Origin of the sequence: Pseudomonas sp. NPDC089428, assembly GCF_044749325.1 — a bacterium.
In the GTDB taxonomy this organism is placed as follows: domain Bacteria; phylum Pseudomonadota; class Gammaproteobacteria; order Pseudomonadales; family Pseudomonadaceae; genus Aquipseudomonas.
This window is the reverse complement of the sequence record NZ_JBIVHT010000004.1, coordinates 67,155-86,129: the sequence shown is the minus strand read 5'-3', so window position 1 is coordinate 86,129 and position 18,975 is coordinate 67,155. Positions and strand designations below refer to the sequence as shown.

At 64.8% G+C, this 18,975-nt stretch carries 18 protein-coding genes; 7 read left to right on the top strand and 11 right to left on the bottom strand.

Translation table 11 applies throughout. From position 1 onward, the window contains the following. Nucleotides 1–61: 61 nt before the first annotated feature. The 3 genes from ACIPZ5_RS09290 to ACIPZ5_RS09280 all read right to left on the bottom strand — a co-directional run bounded on the left by ACIPZ5_RS09290 (nt 62) and on the right by ACIPZ5_RS09280 (nt 3,576). On the bottom strand, nt 62–1,345 hold the full coding sequence (locus ACIPZ5_RS09290; RefSeq protein WP_400807987.1) for an OprD family porin: 1,284 nt from the start codon (nt 1,343–1,345) through the stop codon (nt 62–64). Between the two features lie 72 nt (nt 1,346–1,417). Continuing rightward, nucleotides 1,418–1,741, bottom strand: a complete 324-nt coding sequence (locus ACIPZ5_RS09285) for a hypothetical protein (protein ID WP_400807984.1) — start codon at nt 1,739–1,741, stop codon at nt 1,418–1,420. Between the two features lie 65 nt (nt 1,742–1,806). Further along, nucleotides 1,807–3,576: a cyanophycinase gene (locus tag ACIPZ5_RS09280; RefSeq protein WP_400807982.1), complete on the bottom strand. Its 1,770-nt coding sequence runs from the start codon at nt 3,574–3,576 to the stop codon at nt 1,807–1,809. 363 nt (nt 3,577–3,939) lie between these two features. Between ACIPZ5_RS09280 and ACIPZ5_RS09275 the strand changes: the two genes are divergently transcribed. The 7 genes from ACIPZ5_RS09275 (at nt 3,940) to ACIPZ5_RS09245 (ending at nt 10,121) form a co-directional block, all read left to right on the top strand. Continuing rightward, the gene (locus ACIPZ5_RS09275; RefSeq protein WP_261940353.1) at nt 3,940–4,716 is read left to right on the top strand and encodes an ABC transporter substrate-binding protein; all 777 of its coding nucleotides are present in this window, start codon (nt 3,940–3,942) and stop codon (nt 4,714–4,716) included. A gap of 11 nt (nt 4,717–4,727) precedes the next feature. Further along, nucleotides 4,728–5,417, top strand: coding sequence for an ABC transporter permease (locus ACIPZ5_RS09270; protein ID WP_343597076.1), 690 nt, complete (start codon nt 4,728–4,730; stop codon nt 5,415–5,417). 10 nt (nt 5,418–5,427) lie between these two features. Continuing rightward, the gene (locus ACIPZ5_RS09265; protein WP_261940355.1) at nt 5,428–6,123 is read left to right on the top strand and encodes an ABC transporter permease; all 696 of its coding nucleotides are present in this window, start codon (nt 5,428–5,430) and stop codon (nt 6,121–6,123) included. Between the two features lie 9 nt (nt 6,124–6,132). Beyond that, the gene (locus ACIPZ5_RS09260) at nt 6,133–7,245 is read left to right on the top strand and encodes a succinylglutamate desuccinylase/aspartoacylase family protein (protein WP_400807978.1); all 1,113 of its coding nucleotides are present in this window, start codon (nt 6,133–6,135) and stop codon (nt 7,243–7,245) included. Nucleotides 7,246–7,264: 19 nt separating this feature from the next. Further along, nucleotides 7,265–8,032, top strand: a complete 768-nt coding sequence (locus ACIPZ5_RS09255; RefSeq protein WP_261940357.1) for an ABC transporter ATP-binding protein — start codon at nt 7,265–7,267, stop codon at nt 8,030–8,032. 119 nt (nt 8,033–8,151) lie between these two features. Continuing rightward, nucleotides 8,152–9,078, top strand: a complete 927-nt coding sequence (locus ACIPZ5_RS09250; RefSeq protein WP_261940358.1) for a MurR/RpiR family transcriptional regulator — start codon at nt 8,152–8,154, stop codon at nt 9,076–9,078. Between the two features lie 188 nt (nt 9,079–9,266). Further along, a complete protein-coding gene (locus tag ACIPZ5_RS09245; RefSeq protein WP_261940359.1) occupies nt 9,267–10,121 on the top strand; it encodes a LysR family transcriptional regulator in 855 nt (284 codons plus the stop codon). Between the two features lie 14 nt (nt 10,122–10,135). On the opposite strand, the gene ACIPZ5_RS09240 is transcribed toward ACIPZ5_RS09245, so the two are convergent. Genes ACIPZ5_RS09240 through ACIPZ5_RS09205 form a run of 8 tightly spaced genes read right to left on the bottom strand, consistent with a single transcriptional unit; the run spans nt 10,136 to nt 18,963 of the window. Next, nucleotides 10,136–10,933: a cyclase family protein gene (locus ACIPZ5_RS09240; protein WP_400807974.1), complete on the bottom strand. Its 798-nt coding sequence runs from the start codon at nt 10,931–10,933 to the stop codon at nt 10,136–10,138. Then, nucleotides 10,930–11,916 carry an NAD-dependent epimerase/dehydratase family protein gene (locus ACIPZ5_RS09235; protein WP_400807971.1) on the bottom strand — a complete coding sequence of 329 codons (987 nt, stop codon included), beginning with the start codon at nt 11,914–11,916 and terminating at the stop codon, nt 10,930–10,932. The genes ACIPZ5_RS09240 and ACIPZ5_RS09235 overlap by 4 nt, the downstream gene beginning before the upstream one ends. Next, complete coding sequence (locus tag ACIPZ5_RS09230) at nt 11,907–12,899, bottom strand: fumarylacetoacetate hydrolase family protein (protein ID WP_400807968.1); 993 nt, start codon at nt 12,897–12,899, stop codon at nt 11,907–11,909. The genes ACIPZ5_RS09235 and ACIPZ5_RS09230 overlap by 10 nt, the downstream gene beginning before the upstream one ends. Further along, nucleotides 12,896–13,468: a cupin domain-containing protein gene (locus tag ACIPZ5_RS09225; protein ID WP_261940363.1), complete on the bottom strand. Its 573-nt coding sequence runs from the start codon at nt 13,466–13,468 to the stop codon at nt 12,896–12,898. The genes ACIPZ5_RS09230 and ACIPZ5_RS09225 overlap by 4 nt, the downstream gene beginning before the upstream one ends. A gap of 11 nt (nt 13,469–13,479) precedes the next feature. Beyond that, nucleotides 13,480–14,253, bottom strand: a complete 774-nt coding sequence (locus ACIPZ5_RS09220; RefSeq protein WP_400807966.1) for an SDR family NAD(P)-dependent oxidoreductase — start codon at nt 14,251–14,253, stop codon at nt 13,480–13,482. Beyond that, nucleotides 14,250–15,440 carry an MFS transporter gene (locus ACIPZ5_RS09215; RefSeq protein ID WP_400807963.1) on the bottom strand — a complete coding sequence of 397 codons (1,191 nt, stop codon included), beginning with the start codon at nt 15,438–15,440 and terminating at the stop codon, nt 14,250–14,252. The genes ACIPZ5_RS09220 and ACIPZ5_RS09215 overlap by 4 nt, the downstream gene beginning before the upstream one ends. After that, nucleotides 15,430–17,898 (bottom strand): RND family transporter, encoded by a 2,469-nt coding sequence (locus tag ACIPZ5_RS09210; protein WP_400807961.1) that lies wholly within the window; start codon nt 17,896–17,898, stop codon nt 15,430–15,432. The genes ACIPZ5_RS09215 and ACIPZ5_RS09210 overlap by 11 nt, the downstream gene beginning before the upstream one ends. 3 nt (nt 17,899–17,901) lie before the next feature. After that, nucleotides 17,902–18,963, bottom strand: coding sequence for a WD40/YVTN/BNR-like repeat-containing protein (locus tag ACIPZ5_RS09205; RefSeq protein ID WP_400807958.1), 1,062 nt, complete (start codon nt 18,961–18,963; stop codon nt 17,902–17,904). Nucleotides 18,964–18,975: the final 12 nt, after the last annotated feature.

Here is an 18,975-nt window from a genome sequence, read left to right as displayed (position 1 = left end):
CCGCTGGGAACGTGGGCATCGTCTTTTCAATCCTTGGGGCCTGCATCCATCGCCCCTAGGATTACAGCAAGCTCAGCGGGTACTCCACGATCAGCCGCACTTCATCCAGGTCGCTATCGAATGAAGTGGAACGGTGGGTGGCCTGGCGCAGGCGGAACGAAAGGTCCTTGGCCATACCGGCCTGGATGACATAGCGGGCTTCCAGATCGCGCTCCCAGTGCTTCTCGTCATCTCCCGCCCACCCCGCGAACGGGCCGTTCGGGTCCACCCGGGTACCGTCGATCTGATCGCCCTTCACATACCTCGCCATGAGCGTCAGCCCCGGTACGCCGAAGGCCACCATGTTCAGGTCGTAACGCAGCTGCCAGGAGCGCTCGTTGGGGGCGTTGAAGTCCGAGTACTGGACCGAGTTGGCCAGCCAGATCGAATCACCGCCGATGTAGTCGAAAAAGTCATCGCCGCTGATCTTCTGATACGCCACGCTGAACTTGTGCGGACCATGACTGTAAGCACCCTTGAGCGAATACGCCGTATTGTCCAGTTGCCCCGCCAACGCAGCGCCCTGATCGCGGGTCTTGTAAGCGACCAGGTCGAAGCTCACGGACTGGGTTTCAGCCAAGGGTAGTGTGTAGTAGACGTTGGCGAAATACTGGCGCCAGAGCGCTTCGGCTTCGCTGGCGTAGGCCGCAAGGCTGAGCCTGTCGGTGACGTGGTAGGTGGCACCGATGAAATCGACGCTGCGCGCTTCCACGCCTGCGTATTCGCTGGTCAGAGCACCATCGGCGTTGCTCGAGTCACGTCGGTTGATCGAAGTGAAGTGCCCTCCTTCCACGGACAGCTGCTCGTACTCCTGGCTGGCCAGGTGAACGCCGGTCGCGGTCTCCGGCAGCAGACGCGAATCGCTGGTGGCAAACACCGGGGCGGTGGTGCGTTGCTCGCCATACTTCAAGGTAGTGGACGACACCCGCAGCTTCACGGCACCGCCCAATTCGCCGGTGCTGTCTTCTATACGACCATCGCTATCCACCGGCAGGATCCCGTTGCCGACGCTCCCGCGTCCACCATCGAGCTTGATGCCGCCATATGCATGCACATCGAAACCCAAGCCCAGCGTGCCCGCGGTAAAACCCGACGCATATTGCGCCTGGATACCTTGGTCCCATTCATTCCGGGTGTTGCGCTTGGCATTGCGATAGTCGCGGTGCATCCAGAAGTTGCGGTTGAGCAGGTTCAGCGTGCTGTCTTCGATCAAGCCTTTCGAGGCCTGCTGTTCGCCAGCACCTGCCCACGGGGCGTGAGTCGAGGCGAGGGCCACTGCGATCAGGGTCGCTTTCACGGCGTTCATTGCTTGCTCCATTGTTCTTGTTATGGGGATACGTGGCGGCTTGCACCGCCAGTCAGGACAGGCGCATCGGCCCTATGCCAATCGCTCCAGTGAAAATTCGGGTGGGTACGTCCCCTTGCTGATGACCGCCTCCAGGCACAAGGTGGTCGCCGACTCTGCCCAGCAAACGAAATAGCCCTTGGCTTTGGATTGCTTGAGCTTGAACAGCCACTTCAACTCGGCGTCGTCGTGCAGGCACTTCATGCTCGCCGGCAACTGGATGATCGAATAGAAGCCCGCCTTGGTTTGCGTGCGCTCCAGAACCTGGAACGCCGACTGGGCGATGGCGAAGGCTTTCGGGCTTTGCGGTTGCAGCAATTTTTCCAGGGCGAACGATTCCAACCTGCTGATCTTCATACAGGGCTCTTGTGTGGATTGACGGAGGGTCGATGTGCGCCCGGCCAGGCGCGGCCAGGTTCAACTTACAGCGGTTGCAACCCGACGACCTTGGCCAGTACCTGCGCCACTTCAGCCCGGGTTACCGGGGCTTGCGGGCTGAAGCGGCCTTGCTCGGCCTGCAGCCAGCCCTCCCCCACTGTCAGGGTGGCAGCATCGGCATAGGCCTTGTCCAGGCCACCGATGTCCGACAACGCCGCGGTTCTGCTCAGGTGGATGCCCTGATAACGCTCTACCAGCGCCTGGCAGGCCAGCGCCCATTCCTTGCGGCTGACGAGCTGGTTGACAGAGAAGGGTTCGCTGCTGCTCATCCAGCCGTTGGACAGCACCACGTCGAGTTGATCATGCAGCGGGTGTTCGGCGCCGACATCGGGCAACGCGGGCAACCGGTCCCGCCTGGGCTCGGCGGCCAGCGTCATCTGCAAGGCATTGGCCAGCTCCAGACGGGTGATGGGCCGCCCTGGTTCGAAGGCGTTGCCGGCGTTCAGGGTCATCAACCCCCTGAAACTGATGGCGCGAATCGCATCGCCGCGGCTGCCCGAGCCGGCGTCGGTCGGCGCACTGGTTGCGGGCTCGCCGAGGGTGGCATTGACCGGGCGGATATCCAGGCGCACGCCACCCACGCTGTAGTGGGTCAGCGCATCGTGCATCTGGCTATAGGCGCTGAAGTCAGCCGTCTTGCTGAACTCGAAACGGTAGCCGTAGTGGTAGCCGTTGAGCGGGTTGTAGCGGGTCATCAGGCCCAGCTGCCGCGAGGCGGTGTTATCCGCCAGACCATAGATCACGGCCCGGTCGATGGCCGATACGCCCGAAAGGTCGGTAATCAGCTGGTTGCCTGACAGGTATTCGCTACCGGCCTTGATGGCTGCCTTGCCTGGGGCGGGCTGCACCTTGCCGCTGGCAAGGTCATAGCGATCGCCATGGCTGAGCATGGCCAAGCGCACATTGCTTAGCCGTGTGCCATACAGGCCGAAGGATTTCTCTGCCTGGCTGGCGTCCATCACGGTCAGATAGCCCTCGCCCAGCACTTGTACCTGCCCTTCAGGGTTGACCCACATGGCGGTGTTGGTGTCCAGGCCGAACCCGCGGGTGAGCTTGTCCCCGGTGAGGTACGCTGCCATGCGCGCGACACGCCCGGTGCTGGTTTCCTCGATCTGATCGAGGTGCTGATCGATCACACCGCCTTTGAACAGGCCGGCACCCTCGAGCAACGCCGTGCCGCGCTGGTCTGCTTTGCTGGCCACGCCGAAGTCCAGGGTATCCATCACGACGCCAAAGGCGGTTGGCATCCGTGCCCCCAGAACGCTGGCACCGGCACTGGTGCCGCCGACCACGCCACCGCGGTCATAGACGCTGCGCACAGCCTGCATCAGCAGCGACGGGGAGCCATCGGCGTTGAACAGGGCGCGGGCGATCCGGGCCTGGTCGCCACCGACGAACCAAACGCCGCTGGCACCGCGCAGCGGCTCGACCACTGCGGCATCGTTCATGGTTCGTTGGTAGTTGAGCTTGTCGACCCCCACGATGCTGATGCGCTTCGCGGCAACCCCGAGGGCAACCAGTTCCGCCATGAAGCGATCGCTCGAGCTCAGGCTGCCGCTGGCCGTTGGAACGATGACGATGCGGGCGTCCTGACGACCACCGGCGAGTTCGATGAACTTGTCATAGACCGGAAGGTTGCTGGCACGCAGCATGCCGCCCACGGCCAGCAAGTTGCCTTCAGCCAGAGCGGCCGGACTGGCACAGGAAATCATCAGGGCGGCGATCATTGCCCCCGTGTTCAACGGCTTGTTCATGGATTGTTGCTCTTGTTATGGAAATTCGTGCGAGCCGGCTAGCGGCGCGTGATGGAATTATCTTTTCCAAATGATATTTTTTGAAAATTTATATATCAGAGCAAGCGTGTCTTCAAGCGGTGCGCGCTAACGTGCCCCCGACGGGTGCCAGGACAAAAAACGTGAGAACGGCCGGCAAGGCTCGAGCTAGAGGCCTCTGGGCCAGCAGGGGCAAACGCGATATAGATAATTTATTTTCACGAATGTAGATTTCTGAAAAAAATAATGTCATAAATCTGCGCACCAACGGCCCAGGTAACGCCATCGCCCCCGCCCAGGCGACCTGCGCGCACACCCAATCCGCCCCAGCTAGGAGTCAACAAGATGAACAAGATCGTACTTCTCGGCGCGCTGGCACTCAGCGCCGTCAGTGGCATCACCGCCGCCAGCGACGATACCCTGCGCATCGGTATCGAAGCGGCCTATCCGCCCTTCGCCTTCAAGACCCCCGAAGGCAAGATCAGCGGTTTCGACTATGACATTGGCAATGCCCTGTGCGCAGAAATGAAGGTCAGATGCGAGTGGGTCGAGCAAGAGTTCGACGGGCTGATCCCTTCGCTGAAGGTGCGCAAGATCGATGCGGTACTGTCATCGATGTCGATTACCGAGGACCGTTTGAAGTCGGTGGACTTCAGCAACAAGTACTATCAGACGCCTGGCAAGCTGGCGATGAAGGCCGGCAGCGTGGTGAACGATCCGTTGGTGGACCTCAAGGGCAAGAAGGTGGGCGTACAGCGCGCATCGACCTACGACCGCTTCGCCTCTGACCAGTTCGAACCCGCCGGCATCGAAGTGGTGCGCTACGCCTCGCAGAACGAAGCCTTCCTCGACCTTGCCGCCGGCCGCCTGGACGCGACACTGGCAGACATCGTGAACACCAGCGAAGGCTTCATCAAGACCCCCATCAGCAAGGGCTTCGCCTTGGTCGGCCCCGACTTCAACGACCCGCGTTACTTCGGCAAGGGGGCAGGCATTGCCGTGCGCAAGGGTGACAGCGAACACGCCGCCCGCCTCAACGCAGCCATCGACGCGGTTCGCGCCAACGGTACCTATCAGCAGGTACAGGCGAAGTACTTTGCGTTCGACATCTACGGCAAGTAAGAGGCCCGACCATGCTCCACGGCTACGGCCCGACCATTCTCCAGGGGGCTTGGCTAACGCTGAGCCTGGCCCTGATTTCCATGACAGTGGCGATCGCCCTCGGCTTGCTGGGCGCGGCATGTCGCCTGTCGCCCTTGAAGTGGCTGGCAGTGCTTGGCGAAGGCTACGCCACGGTCATCCGCGGCATACCTGACCTGGTGCTGATCCTGCTGATCTTCTACGGCGGCCAGGACCTGATCAATCGTGTCGCGCCGCTGCTCGGCCACCCTCGCTACATCGATATCAACCCGTTCATCGCAGGGGTCTGCACGATGGGCTTCATCTTCGGTGCCTATCTTTCGGAAACGTTCCGCGGTGCCTTCATGGCCATTCCCAGAGGGCAGGCCGAAGCTGGCGCGGCCTATGGGATGACAGGCATGCAGGTCTTCAGGCGAGTGCTGCTGCCGCAGATGGTGCGCTTCGCCCTGCCCGGCTTCACCAACAATTGGCTGGTGCTGACCAAGGCAACGGCACTGATATCGCTGATTGGCCTGCAGGACATGATGTTCAAGGCCAAGAGCGCGGCCGACGCTACCCACGAACCATTCACCTTCTTCCTGACCGTTGCCGCGTTGTACCTGACGCTCACCAGCGTATCGCTGCTCATCCTGCGCCTGGTGGAAAAGCGCTACAGCGTCGGCACCCGTCTGGCCGAACTTTGAGGACGCTCCCGTGCTGGATTTCAAGCTGATCGCCGACAGCCTGCCGCTCTTTGCAGGCGGTGTGCTGGTGACCTTCAAACTGCTGCTGATTGCCCTCGCCGCGGGCCTGGCGCTGGCCATCCCGCTGGCGATGTTGCGCGTATCACGCAAGCCGTGGCTCAGCGCCCCGGCATGGCTGTACACCTACGTCATTCGTGGCACCCCCATGTTGGTACAGCTGTTTCTCATCTACTACGGCCTGGCGCAGTTCGAGGCAGTGCGCGCCAGCGTGCTGTGGCCATACCTTTCCAGCGCCACCTTCTGCGCCTGCCTGGCGTTCGCCATCAACACCAGTGCCTACAGTGCCGAGATTCTCGCCGGCAGCCTGAGGGCCACGCCGCCTGGCGAGATCGAAGCGGCCCATGCCATGGGCATGCCACGCATCACCCTGTACCGCCGGATCCTGCTGCCGTCATCACTGCGCCGTGCACTGCCGCAGTACAGCAATGAAGTCGTCATGATGCTGCACACAACCTCGCTCGCCTCGATCGTCACCTTGGTCGACATCACCGGTGTGGCCAGGACCGTCAGCTCGCGTTATTACATGCCGTTCGAGGCCTTCGTCACTGCCGGGCTGTTCTACCTGTGCCTGACCTTGATCCTGGTGCGCCTGTTCAAACTGGCAGAAGGCCGCTGGCTGGCCCACCTGGCCCCGCGCAAGAACTGAGAGATCTACATGGAACATATTCAACACACCCTGCCCTGGAGCAGCGCTGGCATGGAACGTCGGGTCTCGGTGTTCCGCTTTGGCAGCGGCCCGCGCAAGGCTTACATTCAGGCAGCCCTGCATGCCGATGAACTACCCGGCATGCGCGTCGCAGCGGAGCTCAAGCAGCGCCTGCTCGAACTGGAACGCCAAGGCCGCCTGGCAGGCGTGATCGAGCTGGTGCCGGTAGCCAACCCGATCGGCCTGGGGCAGGTTTTTCAGGCCACTCACCAGGGGCGCTTCGACCTGGCCAGCGGGCACAACTTCAACCGCGACTTTGCTGCTTTGGCAGCACTGATCTCACCACAGCTCGAAGGCCGCCTGGGTGACGATGCGCGGCACAACATCGCGCTGATTCGCCGCCTGATGCGTGAGGCCATCAGCGCGATGCCGCCAGCGGTCTCGGCACTCGAAGGCCTGCGCCGGACACTGCTGCTACAGGCCTGCGACGCAGACGTGGTGCTCGACCTGCATTGCGACTTTGAGTCGGTCGTGCTGCTGTACGCCCTGCCCCAGCTGTGGCCAGCCCTCAAACCGCTGGCTGCGCGCCTGGGCGCAGGCGCGGTGTTGCTGGCCGAGGACAGCGGCGGCAGCTCGTTCGATGAAGCCTGTGCCCTGCCCTGGCTGCGCCTGGCAGAACAGTTCGGGCACGCCCGCATCCCACTGGCCTGTGTCGCCACCACGGTCGAACTGCGCGGCATGGCCGATACCGACCGCCCCCAGGTGCAGCACAGTGCCGAAGCCATATTGGGCTTTCTGGCCGATCAGGGCCTGCTCAGCGGCGATTGGCCCGCCGCACCTTCGACATGCTGTGACGCCACCCCGTTCTCCGGCGCGCAGTACGCCTGTGCGCCGCACCCGGGCGTGGTGAGTTTCCTGCAACCCCTGGGCAAGCGGGTCGATGCAGGCGACCCATTGTTCGAGGTGATCGACCCTATCAGCGACCAGCACTCTGTGGTACACGCCACCACCGCCGGGGTTCTCTACGCCCGCGAGCGCTTGCGCTACGCCCAGCCCGGCCTGTGGCTGGCCAAGGTCGCCGGCGCACACCCGGTGCGCCACGGCCGCCTGCTTACCGACTGACAACAAGAGAGCCCCTGCCATGTACACCTTGCAAATCGAAGACCTGCACAAACGCTACGGTACCCACGACGTGCTCAAGGGCGTTTCCCTGAAAGCCAAGGCCGGTGATGTCACCAGCATCATCGGCTCCAGCGGCTCGGGCAAGAGCACCTTCCTGCGCTGCATCAACCTGCTGGAAGAACCGCACGGCGGGCGCATCCTGCTCAACAACGAGGAGTTGCAACTGGCGCCGCACAGGTCCCGTGGCACGCTCAGCGCCACGGACAGCAGGCAACTGCAACGCATGCGCTCACGCCTGTCGATGGTCTTCCAGCATTTCAACCTGTGGTCACATATGACGGCGCTGGAAAACGTCATGGAAGCGCCGGTGCACGTGCTGGGTGTGGGCAGGAAAGAAGCCCGCGAACGGGCCGAGCACTATCTGGCGAAAGTCGGGGTTGGCCATCGCCAAGCCGCCTACCCTGGCCACATGAGCGGTGGAGAGCAACAGCGTGTGGCGATCGCCCGCGCCCTGGCCATGGAGCCGGAGGTCATGCTGTTCGACGAACCGACTTCGGCGCTGGACCCGGAGCTGGTGGGCGAGGTGCTCAAGGTCATGCGCGACCTTGCCCAGGAAGGTCGCACCATGGTGGTGGTCACCCACGAGATGGGGTTTGCCCGGGAAGTGTCCAACCAGTTGCTGTTCCTTCACCAGGGCCGCGTGGAGGAAAGCGGCTGCCCGCGTGAACTGTTGGCCCGGCCCAGCTCAGAGCGCCTGCAGCAGTTTCTGGCCGGCAGCCTGAAGTAGGTTGTGGCATGCCGCCCTGCAGGGCGCTACATTGGCGCCCTGCTTGGGATACACTGCGGTCTTTGCCTGGACCGCCTCGACCAGGCGCGTACGCCCATTCCTCCAACGTGCCGACCCCAATGCCAACATCTGCCAAGAACCTGACCATCTACGCTGCCCCGGTGATGCGCAAGCTGGCGGAGGCCGCCCCCCACCTGCAACCTTCGCTGCGCAAGGTGGCAGACTTCATCCTGCGTCACCCTTTGAAAGCGGCGACGCTGACCATCGAGGAGATGGCCGTTGAAACCTGCACCTCGGCGGCCGCCGTCAACCGCCTGGCCAAAGCCATCGACATGGGCGGCTATACCGGGCTGAAAGCCGAACTGGTGAGTACCCTGCAACAGATGGTGTCGCCGGTGGACAAGCTGCGCAATGAACTGGCACAACGCCCGGACGGCACCTTTGGCCTGCACGAGCAGATTCAGATCGCCACCGGCAACCTGCACACCACCGGCAGCAACAACACCGCCGACACCTTCGAAGCGTTTGTCCGTTGCCTGACCCAGGCCCGCAAGATCTACATACTCGGCTTTGGCAACAGCGCATACATGGCCGGCCTGGCGGCAGCCAACCTGGTGCCATTCTGCGCCGATGCCACGGCGGTGAGCATGGAAGGTGGCAACGAGAACGCCGCTTACCGCCTGGCGTCCATCACCAGACAGGATGTATTGCTGTCGATTTCTCTGCCGCGCTACTCGCTCGACACGCTGCAACTGTCGCGCTTTGCCAGCGAACGCGGGGCAACCGTGCTGGCGATAACCGATTCGCCCGCCTCCCCCTTGGCCAGCATCGCCGAGCATGCGCTGTTTGCCCCGGCCGACCACCCTGTGCTGATCAGCTCCAACGGCGCCGTGCTGGCCGTTATCGAAGCACTGGTCGCCGGGGTGATGGCCCGCAACACCGAAGCGGTGCAATTGGCGTCCGAGTTGACCGAAAGCGTAATGTCCTACCTGCACATGCCAGGCAAAGACAAGCCCGTGCGAAAACCGGCCAAACGACGCAGCTGAGGCAAGCATCGCTGTACGATCGATTGCAGATAATGGGCGGCTGCGTCACTCAGCCTTGAATGCTTGCGCAATCCGGTGCGGATGCTTTGTAACCCAGGGCGACGCACACCTGCCTCGGCTCATGCTTGCCTCGCACGTTGACAGGATCGATACTCATGGTACTGCGTCCATAGCATTTATCGATACCCATGCGCTACTCACCCGAAGCCCTCGTCGCCTTCGTCGAGGCCGCCGCCCTTGGTTCGTTCTCCGCGGCCGCACGCAAGCTGCGCAAGAGCCAGTCGACCATCAGCATCGCCATCGCCAACTTCGAGGCCGACATCGGTTGCCCGCTGTTCGACCGTGCAGGCCGCCACCCCACGCTCAATGCTGCCGGCCATCAGGTGCTGAACCATGTCGAGGCGATCCTCGATGCCAGCGCCAAGCTGGACGCTCTGGCCGTGCGCCTGGCTGATCAGGTCGAACCGCTGGTGTCGGTGGTGATGTCCGACAGTTACAGCGTCACCTTTCAGGGCGCGGCGATGGGCCGCTTCGCCGAGCATTACCCGCACACCGAACTGCGCTGCGGCCCCTCCGAAGACGCCGACGTGATCGACCTGGTGCAGCAAGGCCTGGCGCACATCGGCATCCTCGCCGCGCAGAGCCGTTACCCGGCGGATGTCAGCGTGGCGCGCCTGCCCGAGCAGGCGGAGTTCTGCCTCTATGTCAGCAGTGAACACCCGCTGGCGAAGCTGCCGGCGCTGCAGCCTGAACATCTGGAGAACGAACGCCAGCTGTACATCAAGACCTACGCCCCGAGCCTGCCCCATGGCCACGGCCAGGCCTGGTCGGCACCGGACTACCTGACCTTGCTGGAGTTCGCCGTGCGCGGCTTCGGCTGGGCCGAACTGCCCAGGGCGCTGGTGGCGCGCTTCGGCAGTGGCCTGGTGGAGTTGCCGATGGCGGGCTACCCGCGGCGGGTGGCCATGGATGTGGCCTGGTCACGCCAGCGGGCGCTGGGGCCCGCCGGGCAGTGGCTGGTGGGGCAGCTGCTGGGGCGCTAGCCGTTGCTCGAAGACTACGGCGCCGCACCCTCGTCGAAGATCGCTACCGCCCGCACAAAACCGGCAGAGGCATGGCGGATCTTGTACGGGAAACAACTGACCAGGAACCCGTTTGAAGGCAGCTGTTCGAGGTTGGCCAGCTTCTCCATCTGCCCGTAACCGATATCACGCCCGGCCTTGTGCCCCTCCCAGATGAGCGAGGCATCGCCCGTTTCAGTGAAGCGTGCGCGGGTGTACTTGAACGGCGCGTCCCAGCTCCACGCGTCGGTGCCGACCACCCTCACCCCGCGCTCCAGCAAGTACAACGTTGCCTCGCGCCCCATGCCGACGCCGGCCTCCAGGTAGCCGGGCTGGCCGAACAGGCTGCCGGCCCGGGTGTTCACCAGCACGATATCCAGCGGCTGCAATGCATGGCCGATGCGCGCAAGCTCGGCCTCGACCTCGGCGGCCGTGACCACGTGGCCATCCGGCAGATCGCGAAAGTCCAGCTTCACACCCAGCTGCAGGCACCATTCCAGTGGCAGTTCGTCGATACCGAAGGCCGGCCTGCCACCGTCGGTGGTCGACGCATAGTGCCACGGCGCATCCATGTGGGTACCGCTGTGGGTGGTGATCTGCAGGCGTTCCGCTGCCCAGGACTCTTCGCCTGGCAGGTCTTCCTTGCGCAGCCCGGGAAACATGGCCGCCATTTCCGGCCAGCCCTGCTGGTGGTCCATATAGTCGATTTTCGGCAGCAACGGCGGTGGATCGGTGTAAGGGTTGTTGTCCAGGGTCACGGACAAGTCCAGCAAGCGACGTTTGTTCAGGCTCATGCGAGAAATCCTTTGTGAATGGCCACGTTGCGGCTGCGGCGCGTTGGCAGGTCGAGGGCATTGCGTAACAGTCCGGCGACCGAACCGTCATGGCAAAAGCCCAGTTCGCGCGCCAGTCGGCTGCGCAGTGAGGGATAGCGGCCGAACAGGGCTTCGAGTTGCGGGTCGGGGTCAAAGGCAATGCGCGCGAGGTTGGCCTCGCCAAAACGCTCTGCCAGGCCGGCGAGTACCTGGGCGATGGACAAGTGCAACACCGGCAGTTGCCAAACGCGCTGGCTGCCAGGGGCGTCCAGTTCTGCCGCGTGCAGCAGGTTGTCCACGCAGCAGCGCGCGGACATCCACCAGGCACACGCGTCGGCTGAAACCGGGCAGGTGTAGGCCTCCCCTGCCGCATAGGCATGCAGCAAGTCGCTCATGAACGCCGAGCGCAAACCGTTGGGTTCGTGCGGCCGGGCGACGATGCCGGGTAACCGCACTGCACGGCCATCGACCTCACCGCGTCGGGCCAGGTCCTGCAAGGCGATTTCCACCATGCGCTTGTGCGCCGCGTAGGACAGCTGCGGTGAAGCCGGCTGGTCTTCGTCCATGCGTGTCGGTAGCTCGCCGCCATACACCGCGACACTGCTGGCGTATACCAGCACAGGCGGGCAAAGGGGGTTGCGCAACTGGTTGAGCAGCTCCAGGCTGGCGTGCAGATTCACCTGATAACCCAGCTCATACTGCGCCTCGGCCGCACCACCGGGCACACTGACCAGGTGAAACACCACATCGACACCATCGGCCAGCACCCGGCGCAGCAAGGCGGTGTCGGTCACACTGCCGTGATGGCGGCGCAGCCGCGCATCCTCGGGCAAGCCGTCCAGCGCCTGGTCCAGCACCAGCAACGCCTCGATTCGCCGCCCGCGCACTTCACCCCTCTGCAACAGGCGCTGCACCAGCTGGCGACCGACGAATCCGTTGGCGCCGGTGACCATTACGCGCATGACCAACCTCCCCGCACGACGCGCTGATCGATGGCACCGAACAGGACCTGGTCCTCGCCCCCCCGGGCCTCCATCCGCACACGGTCGCCAAAGCGCATGAAGGCGGTGCGCGGTGCACCTGAGGCAATGGTCTCGATGGCGCGACGCTCAGCGATACAGGCCGACCCTACGCTGCGATCAGCATTGGAAACGGTACCCGAGCCGACCAGCGTGCCGGCGCTCAAGCGCCGCGTCAGCGCGGCATGGGCGATCAACTGATGGAAACCGAAGTGCATGGCGCCGCCATGGGGATGGCCAAACCACTCACCGTTCCACGCCACGTGCAGCGGCAGGTGCACCCGGCCATCGCGCCAGGCGTCACCAAGCTCATCCGGGGTCACCGCGACCGGCGCGAAGCTGGTGGCAGGCTTGGCCTGAAGGAAGCCGAAACCGGTCTTCATTTCCCGCGGTGCCAGGGCGCGCAGGCTGACGTCGTTGAGTTGCAGCACCAGGCGCACATGCTGCAAGGCCTGTTCCGCCGGGCAACCCATGGGCACGTCATCGAGCAGCACGGCAAACTCGCCCTCGAAGTCGATACCATGCGCTTCGCTGGGCAACGGGATGTCCGCACGAGCGCCGAGAAAGTCGTCACTGGCCCCTTGGTAGATCAGTGGTGTGTGCTCGACCCCCTCGATCGGTTCGAGGTTGAAGGCTTTCTGCATCAAAGCGCCATGACTGAGGAAGCAGGAGCCGTCCAGCCACTGACTGGCGCGCGGCAGGGGCGCGGCCAGCCGTGTCGGGTCAAGGTCGAAGGCGTCGGCCACCGCGTTGTCGTTAAGCCGCTGATACAGCGCCTGCAAGCGGGCTTCGACCTGGGGCCAGTTTTCCAGCGCAAGCTGCAAGGTGGCAGCGATGCTGCTGGCATCGGCGGCCCGCCCAAGGTCACGGGCCACTACCAAAAGGCGGCCGTCGCGGCTGCCATCGTCAAGCGACGCGAGCTTCATGCCAGCAACTCCTTGAGGTCGTCTGCATAGCGGCCGTCGAGCAGGATGAAGACCATTCGCGCCATCTGCTCGCTGCGATTGCTCCAGGCGTGGTTGGTGCCGCGCTGGACCACAATGTCGCCGCGTTTGAGCTGCACCTCTCCGTCGTCCAGCACCAGCCAGACTTCGCCCTCGGTGACGATGCCGTAGTCCAGTGTCTGGGTACGGTGCATCAGTTTATGCCGCGAATCGGCCTTGCCCGTCCCGGCACTGGCCTCGCCGATCTCGGCGAAGGCTGCCGCTGCCGCTTCGGCGCTGACCTGGTTCTGCACACTGTCCGGCGGGATGTCGACCACGCGGATCACACTGCCCAGCGGACCAGGGCTCAGTTGCAACGGCTGGGCCGTAGGGTCGTCGCCGTTGTCCAGCAGCGCCGGGCTGGCGTTGCTGTTCCATACCTCGTAGAACAGGGTGCCGGGCACCGCCTTGAGCGGGAAGTTGTTCGGTGTCGGGCCACAACTGGCCACCACCGCCTGGCCTTGGGCATCGTGGCCAGTGACCACACGTTTGAATGCAGGAAGCGCTTGCATGTTGTCTCCTTTCAATTGCCGTCGCCGATGGTCGTGCCACCGTCGACAATAAGATTCTGTCCGCTGATGAAGGCGCCACCCGGCGCCGCCAGCAGCAACGCCAGGGCCGCCACTTCTTCGGGGCGCCCGACCCGGCGCAGCGGCGTCAGGGCCAGGCGGCGCTGCAGGACCTCGGGGTTGTCGGTCAACGGGCGAGCGAATTCGGTGTCGATGACCCCAGGGCTGATGGCATTGACACGGATGTTCGCCGGCCCCCACTCCACTGCCAGGTTGCGCGCCAGCTGCGCCAGCCCGGCTTTCGACAGCCCGTACAGGCCCAGGGCCTTGTTGCCGCGCACGCCGGCGATGCTGGCCATCAGCACCACGCTGCCACCACCACCGTCGGCCATGGCCGGCAGCAAGGCATTGGTCAGCCACACGGCACTGCGCAGGTTGACGCTGAAGGTCAGCTCCCAGTCGGCATCGCCAGCGCTGGCCAGGGGCCCGAGGTGTGGCGCGACACCGGAGTTGCACACCAGCGCATCCAGCCGCCCGAAGTGCGCCAGGCAGCGGTCTGCCAGATGCTGCACGGCCACGGCGTCGCGCAGGTCGGCGATGAGGGCGATGGCCTCGATCCCCTCCTGCGCCAGTTGTGCCAGGGCCAGTGCACAGTCCTCGGCACTCTCGCTGCTGATGGCGATACGCGCACCGGCGCGCCCGTATTCACGCGCAATGGCCAGGCCGATGCCACGGGTGGCGCCGGTAATGAGGGCGGTCTTGCCCCTCAGAGAGAACAGTTCGCTCATCGGGCACCTACCACCGCCACCGCACGACCACGGCGCATCAGTAGCAGGCACGTCGGCGCCAGCAGCAGTTGGCCGAGGGCGACCAGCAGCAACGCGTGAGGCAATTGCGCCGCCACGCCAGCCGTCAGCGCCAACACCAGCAAGGGGCTGATGAACTCACCCGCGAAAATGGCCGCAGTGAACCCGCCCGTGGCGCGGCCACGCTGGTCGAAGCCGACCTGTTGCATCACCCGGGTGATCAGCGTCGGCAGCAGCAGGCCAACACCCACGCCATTGGCCAGCACCGCCAGCACCACCAGGGCGTGGCTGCTCGCCAGCGCCATCAGGCCACCCCCCGCCCCGGCCGTGGCGAACCCCAGGGCCAGTAGCCAACTCGCCGGCAGACGCGTCAGCAGGCGAAAGGCCAGGGCGCCGGCCAGCACGCCAAGCTGGTTGGCGCCCATGGCCAGGCCCACTTGCCCGGGCGCATCGACCTGCAACAACTGCAGCACGTAACCGGCCTGCACCGGAACGATGAACAGGCTGATGCCGGCCAGCACGGTGAGCAGGTACAAGGGTGCCAGGGCGGGCCATGGAAACCGCGCAGCTGCCGTCGCTGCAGGCGCAACAGGGCAGGCACGAGGCTCCCACAGCAACATGGCCATCAGCGGCAAGCACAGCATGCCTACGGCGTAGAGGGCGAACGGCAGGCGCCAGCCGCTTTCGCCCAGGGCGCCGCCCAGCCCCATGAACACCGCCGCCGACAACGAGGTGACCACCATCTGCAAAGCGAACAACCGCTCCCGGCGCCGGCCATCGAAGTAGTCGCCCATCAGCGTGGTGCAGCAGGTCATGATGCCGGCTTCTGCCAGGCCGATACCGGCGCGGCTGGCAACGATCAGCCCCAGCGAGTCCAGCCACAGCGGTAACAGCCCGCACAGGCTGTACAGCAGCATGCTCGCCAGCAGCAACGGACGCCGCCCGATACGGTCAGCGAGAACACCCGCCAGCGGCGCCAGCAAGGCGATCACCAGCGCCGGCAGTGTCAACGCCACCGGCACCAGCACAGCAACGCCCGGTGTCTCGGCGAAATGCGCCTGCATGCGTGGCAGCACCGGTGCAATCAGCACCGCGCCCAGCACGGGCAGGCAGCTGCCAAACAGCAGCAGCCCGGCCTGGGCGCTGCCAACAGTGCGTTCAGCGACCATGGCTGATCTCCTTGAGCGAGCGAAAGCGGGCGTCTTGTTCGAGCTGACGCTGCGTGGGTTCGAGCGCCGGGGCCTGCTGCTCACAGGTCTGGCGTTGCGGCAAGAGGAAGTAGGCCAGTGCCGGCAACAGGATCAGCGCACCGACCATGTTCCAGACGAACATGAACGCCAGCAGCACGCCCATGTCGGCCTGGAACTTGATCGGCGAGAAGATCCAGGTGCCAACGCCAATGGCCAGGGTAATACCGGTCAGCATCACCACCTTGCCGGTAAAGAGCAGCGCCCGGTAATAGGCCTCGGACAGGCTCGCGCCCTGACGCAGCTGGGCCAGCACGATGCTCATCACATACAGGGCATAATCGACGCCGATGCCAACGCCCAGAGCGATCACCGGCAGGGTCGCCACCTTCACACCAATGCCCAGGGCGACCATCAGCGCTTCGCAGAGGACCGAGGTGAGCATCAACGGCAGTACCGCGCAGAGCACCGCACGCCAGGAGCGGAAGGTCACCAGGCACAGCAGGATCACGGCACCATAGACCCACCAGAGCATGTCGCGGTTGGCCTGTTTCACCACCTGGTTGGTGGCCGCCTCGATGCCCGCACTGCCGGCTGCCATGAGAAAGCTGGCCTGCTCGCTGTCGTTGGCCTGGGCGAACGCCTGAACGCTGTCCACCACTCGCTGCAGGGTGTCGGCTTTGTGGTCGGTGAGGTAGGCGTAGAGCGTCAGCAGGCTGCAATCGTCGTTGTACAGCCCGCGCGGGGCGTTGGCAGTGACCATGTTCAGGGTCGCCTGGTTGTCGACCAGTTCGTACCACTTCGGGCTGCCTTCGGACAGGCCGACCAACACCCGGCGGTTGAGCAGCGCCAGCGAGTTGGTCGTGTCCACACCTGGCAGGCCGCGCAGTTGCCAGTCCAGCTCATCCACGCGCTTCAACGTCGGGTAGGCCGAGCAGCCACCGGGCGCGGTGCGCACCATCACCGCGAACACGTCGCTACTGGCACCGTAGTGCCGGGTGACGAAGGCATTGTCGCGGTTGTAGCGCGAATCGGCGCGCAGCTCAGGGGCACCGGCGTCGAGATCACCGACCTTCAGGTGCAGGCTCACGGCGTAGCCGCCAGCGGCCATCAGCGCAGCCACGGCGATGCACCGGGCCGCCCAGCGACGCTGGGTGAAGAGGTCGAGGAAACGCCACAGCGCATGCTTGCGCGCCCCGCTCGCCTGTGCCTCTTCGTCACCCAGGCTGCGCCGTGCGGCGCGGGAGCTGACGCCGACATAGGACAGCAGTACCGGCAACAGGATCAGGTTGGTGAAGATCAGCACCGCCACGCCCAGGCTGGCGATGACCGCCAGGTCCTGAATGACCTGGATCTGGATGATCATCAGCACGGCAAAGCCGACGGCATCGCACAGCAGCGCGGTCAGTCCGGCCAGGAATAGCCGGCGGAAGGTGAAGCGCGCCGCCACCAGGCGATGCATGCCACGGCCGATGTCCTGCATGATGCCGTTCATCTTCTGCGCACCGTGGCTCATGCCGATGGCGAACACCAGGAACGGCACCAACACCGAGTACGGGTCAAGCGCGTAGCCCAGCAGCGGCAGCAGCCCGAGCTGCCAGACCACCGCCACCAGCGAGCACACTACCACCAGCGCAGTGCTGCGCACGCAGCGGGTGTAGCCGTAGAGCACCACGGCGGTGATCGCGATGGCGGCGGCGAAGAACAGCAGGATCTGCCGCAGGCCGTCGATCAGGTCGCCGACCACCTTGGCAAAGCCGGTGATATGGATCTCCACGCCCTGGGCCTGGAAGCGCTGGCGCAGGTTCTCCAGTTCGTGGGCGAAGGCCGTGTAATCCAGGGCCTGGCCGTCCGGGGTGTGATCCAGCAGCGGTACGTAGATGATGCTGGAACGCTGGTCGAACGCCACCAACTGACCGATTTCGTTGGAGCGCTCGATGTTGCGCTTGAGCGCTGCCAGGCTCGCCTCCCCACCGTCGTAGCCGTCTGGGATCACCGGCCCGCCTTCCAGGCCCTCCTCGGTCACGCCGGTCCAGCGGGTGGACGGGGTCCACAGCGACTTCATCGCCGCCCGGTCGACACCTGGCAGCAGATACACCGCATCGTTGAGCTGCTGGAGGCTGTGCAAGTAGTCCTTGTCGTAAAGGCTGCCACGTGGGTTGGCCACGGCGATGCGCACGGCGTTGCCCAGGCCGGCCAGTTCCTGGCGGTGCTGCAGATAGTGGTGGATGAACGGGTGATCACGGGGGATCATGTTCTCGAAGCTGGCATTGAGGGTCAGGCGCGTGGCCTGCCAGCCGAGCAGCAAGGTCGCTGCCAGGCACAGCAGCAGGACCAGTGCACGATGGTTGAACAGCGCACGCTCCAGCAGCGAGCCGGACGTGCTGTCGAAGTCATCGAGACGGCCGCTGGACGGCACAGGTGAATTCATGGCGTGCATGGCTCAGTCCGTCGTGGTGGTAATGGAAGAAGTGTCCAGGCGGCGTGCTCCGGCCATGCCGACAGCAACGATGGCGCCGTCGGCAGCCGTGGTCGCCGCCGTCAGTGGCAGGCCGTCGGAGACCACCAAGGGCTGCGCGGCAAAGCGGTCGAGGCGGCTGCGCAGCAGCATCCCGGCCTGGTTGGCGAACAGCAGCTGGCCACCGGTGGCGCGCATGCCGTTGAGCGACGCCGGAACCGGGTTGGCCAGCGCCTGGAAGCTGTCGCCGCCGTCATCGGAGGCGAACAGCGAACCGCGTAAACCACCCACCAGCAGCCGGCCACCGGGCAGCACGGTGGCGGCGAAATAACTGCCGTCGTAAGGCCCTTGCAGCGCCTCGAAGTGGCCACCGCCATCAGCCGAACGCAACAGCAGGCCCTGCTCGCCGGCGACGTATAACCTTGAGCCCTGACGCGCCAGCGCATACAGATGCAGGCCTCGGTCATTGGCCAGTAGCCCCATGCTGGAAGCCCAGGTACGGCCGCCATCCTGGGTATGCAGGGCCAAACCATAGGCGCCGACGACCATGCCGTGCTGCGCATCGGCGAAGTTCAGCGCCAGCAGCGGCTTGTCCGCGCCATCGGCCTGCAAGCGTTGCGCCGCAGACACCCTGCGCGGGTCTGCTGCCGCCTCGGCCGCCTGTAGTTCCAAGGCCGCGGCGCGCTTGCCATCGAGCTGCAAGGTCCAGTGCTCGCCAGCATCCTCGCTCTGCAGCACCACGCCGGCATGGCCGACCGCCCACCCCTTGCGCGCATCGATGAACTGCACGGCGGTCAGGCTGACACTGACCGGTACGCCCGTGGCCTGGCGCCAGTTTGCACCGTTGTCGTCGGAGAGCAGCACCACGCCGCGCTCGCCTACCGCCACCAGGCGCGCACCGGCCCGCGTCACATCCTGCAGCACCGCATGCAGGGCCTGCGGGCCCTGCACCGCCGGCTGCGAAAGCACATCCACAGCATCCCCGGCGAAGGCCGGGGGCAGCCCGCAACAGGCTGCCAGCAGCAAGCCATAGAGCATCTTGTTCATCGCACGCAACCT

Bases quoted from the DNA above. Each gene is read 5' to 3' on its own strand.
- ACIPZ5_RS09290 (WP_400807987.1), bottom strand. From the start codon at position 1,345: ATGAACGCCGTGAAAGCGACCCTGATCGCAGTGGCCCTCGCCTCGACT.
- ACIPZ5_RS09285 (WP_400807984.1), bottom strand. From the start codon at position 1,741: ATGAAGATCAGCAGGTTGGAATCGTTCGCCCTGGAAAAATTGCTGCAA.
- ACIPZ5_RS09280 (WP_400807982.1), bottom strand. From the start codon at position 3,576: ATGAACAAGCCGTTGAACACGGGGGCAATGATCGCCGCCCTGATGATT.
- ACIPZ5_RS09275 (WP_261940353.1), top strand. From the start codon at position 3,940: ATGAACAAGATCGTACTTCTCGGCGCGCTGGCACTCAGCGCCGTCAGT.
- ACIPZ5_RS09270 (WP_343597076.1), top strand. From the start codon at position 4,728: ATGCTCCACGGCTACGGCCCGACCATTCTCCAGGGGGCTTGGCTAACG.
- ACIPZ5_RS09260 (WP_400807978.1), top strand. From the start codon at position 6,133: ATGGAACATATTCAACACACCCTGCCCTGGAGCAGCGCTGGCATGGAA.
- ACIPZ5_RS09255 (WP_261940357.1), top strand. From the start codon at position 7,265: ATGTACACCTTGCAAATCGAAGACCTGCACAAACGCTACGGTACCCAC.
- ACIPZ5_RS09250 (WP_261940358.1), top strand. From the start codon at position 8,152: ATGCCAACATCTGCCAAGAACCTGACCATCTACGCTGCCCCGGTGATG.
- ACIPZ5_RS09245 (WP_261940359.1), top strand. From the start codon at position 9,267: ATGCGCTACTCACCCGAAGCCCTCGTCGCCTTCGTCGAGGCCGCCGCC.
- ACIPZ5_RS09240 (WP_400807974.1), bottom strand. From the start codon at position 10,933: ATGAGCCTGAACAAACGTCGCTTGCTGGACTTGTCCGTGACCCTGGAC.
- ACIPZ5_RS09235 (WP_400807971.1), bottom strand. From the start codon at position 11,916: ATGCGCGTAATGGTCACCGGCGCCAACGGATTCGTCGGTCGCCAGCTG.
- ACIPZ5_RS09230 (WP_400807968.1), bottom strand. From the start codon at position 12,899: ATGAAGCTCGCGTCGCTTGACGATGGCAGCCGCGACGGCCGCCTTTTG.
- ACIPZ5_RS09225 (WP_261940363.1), bottom strand. From the start codon at position 13,468: ATGCAAGCGCTTCCTGCATTCAAACGTGTGGTCACTGGCCACGATGCC.
- ACIPZ5_RS09220 (WP_400807966.1), bottom strand. From the start codon at position 14,253: ATGAGCGAACTGTTCTCTCTGAGGGGCAAGACCGCCCTCATTACCGGC.
- ACIPZ5_RS09215 (WP_400807963.1), bottom strand. From the start codon at position 15,440: ATGGTCGCTGAACGCACTGTTGGCAGCGCCCAGGCCGGGCTGCTGCTG.
- ACIPZ5_RS09210 (WP_400807961.1), bottom strand. From the start codon at position 17,898: ATGCACGCCATGAATTCACCTGTGCCGTCCAGCGGCCGTCTCGATGAC.
- ACIPZ5_RS09205 (WP_400807958.1), bottom strand. From the start codon at position 18,963: ATGAACAAGATGCTCTATGGCTTGCTGCTGGCAGCCTGTTGCGGGCTG.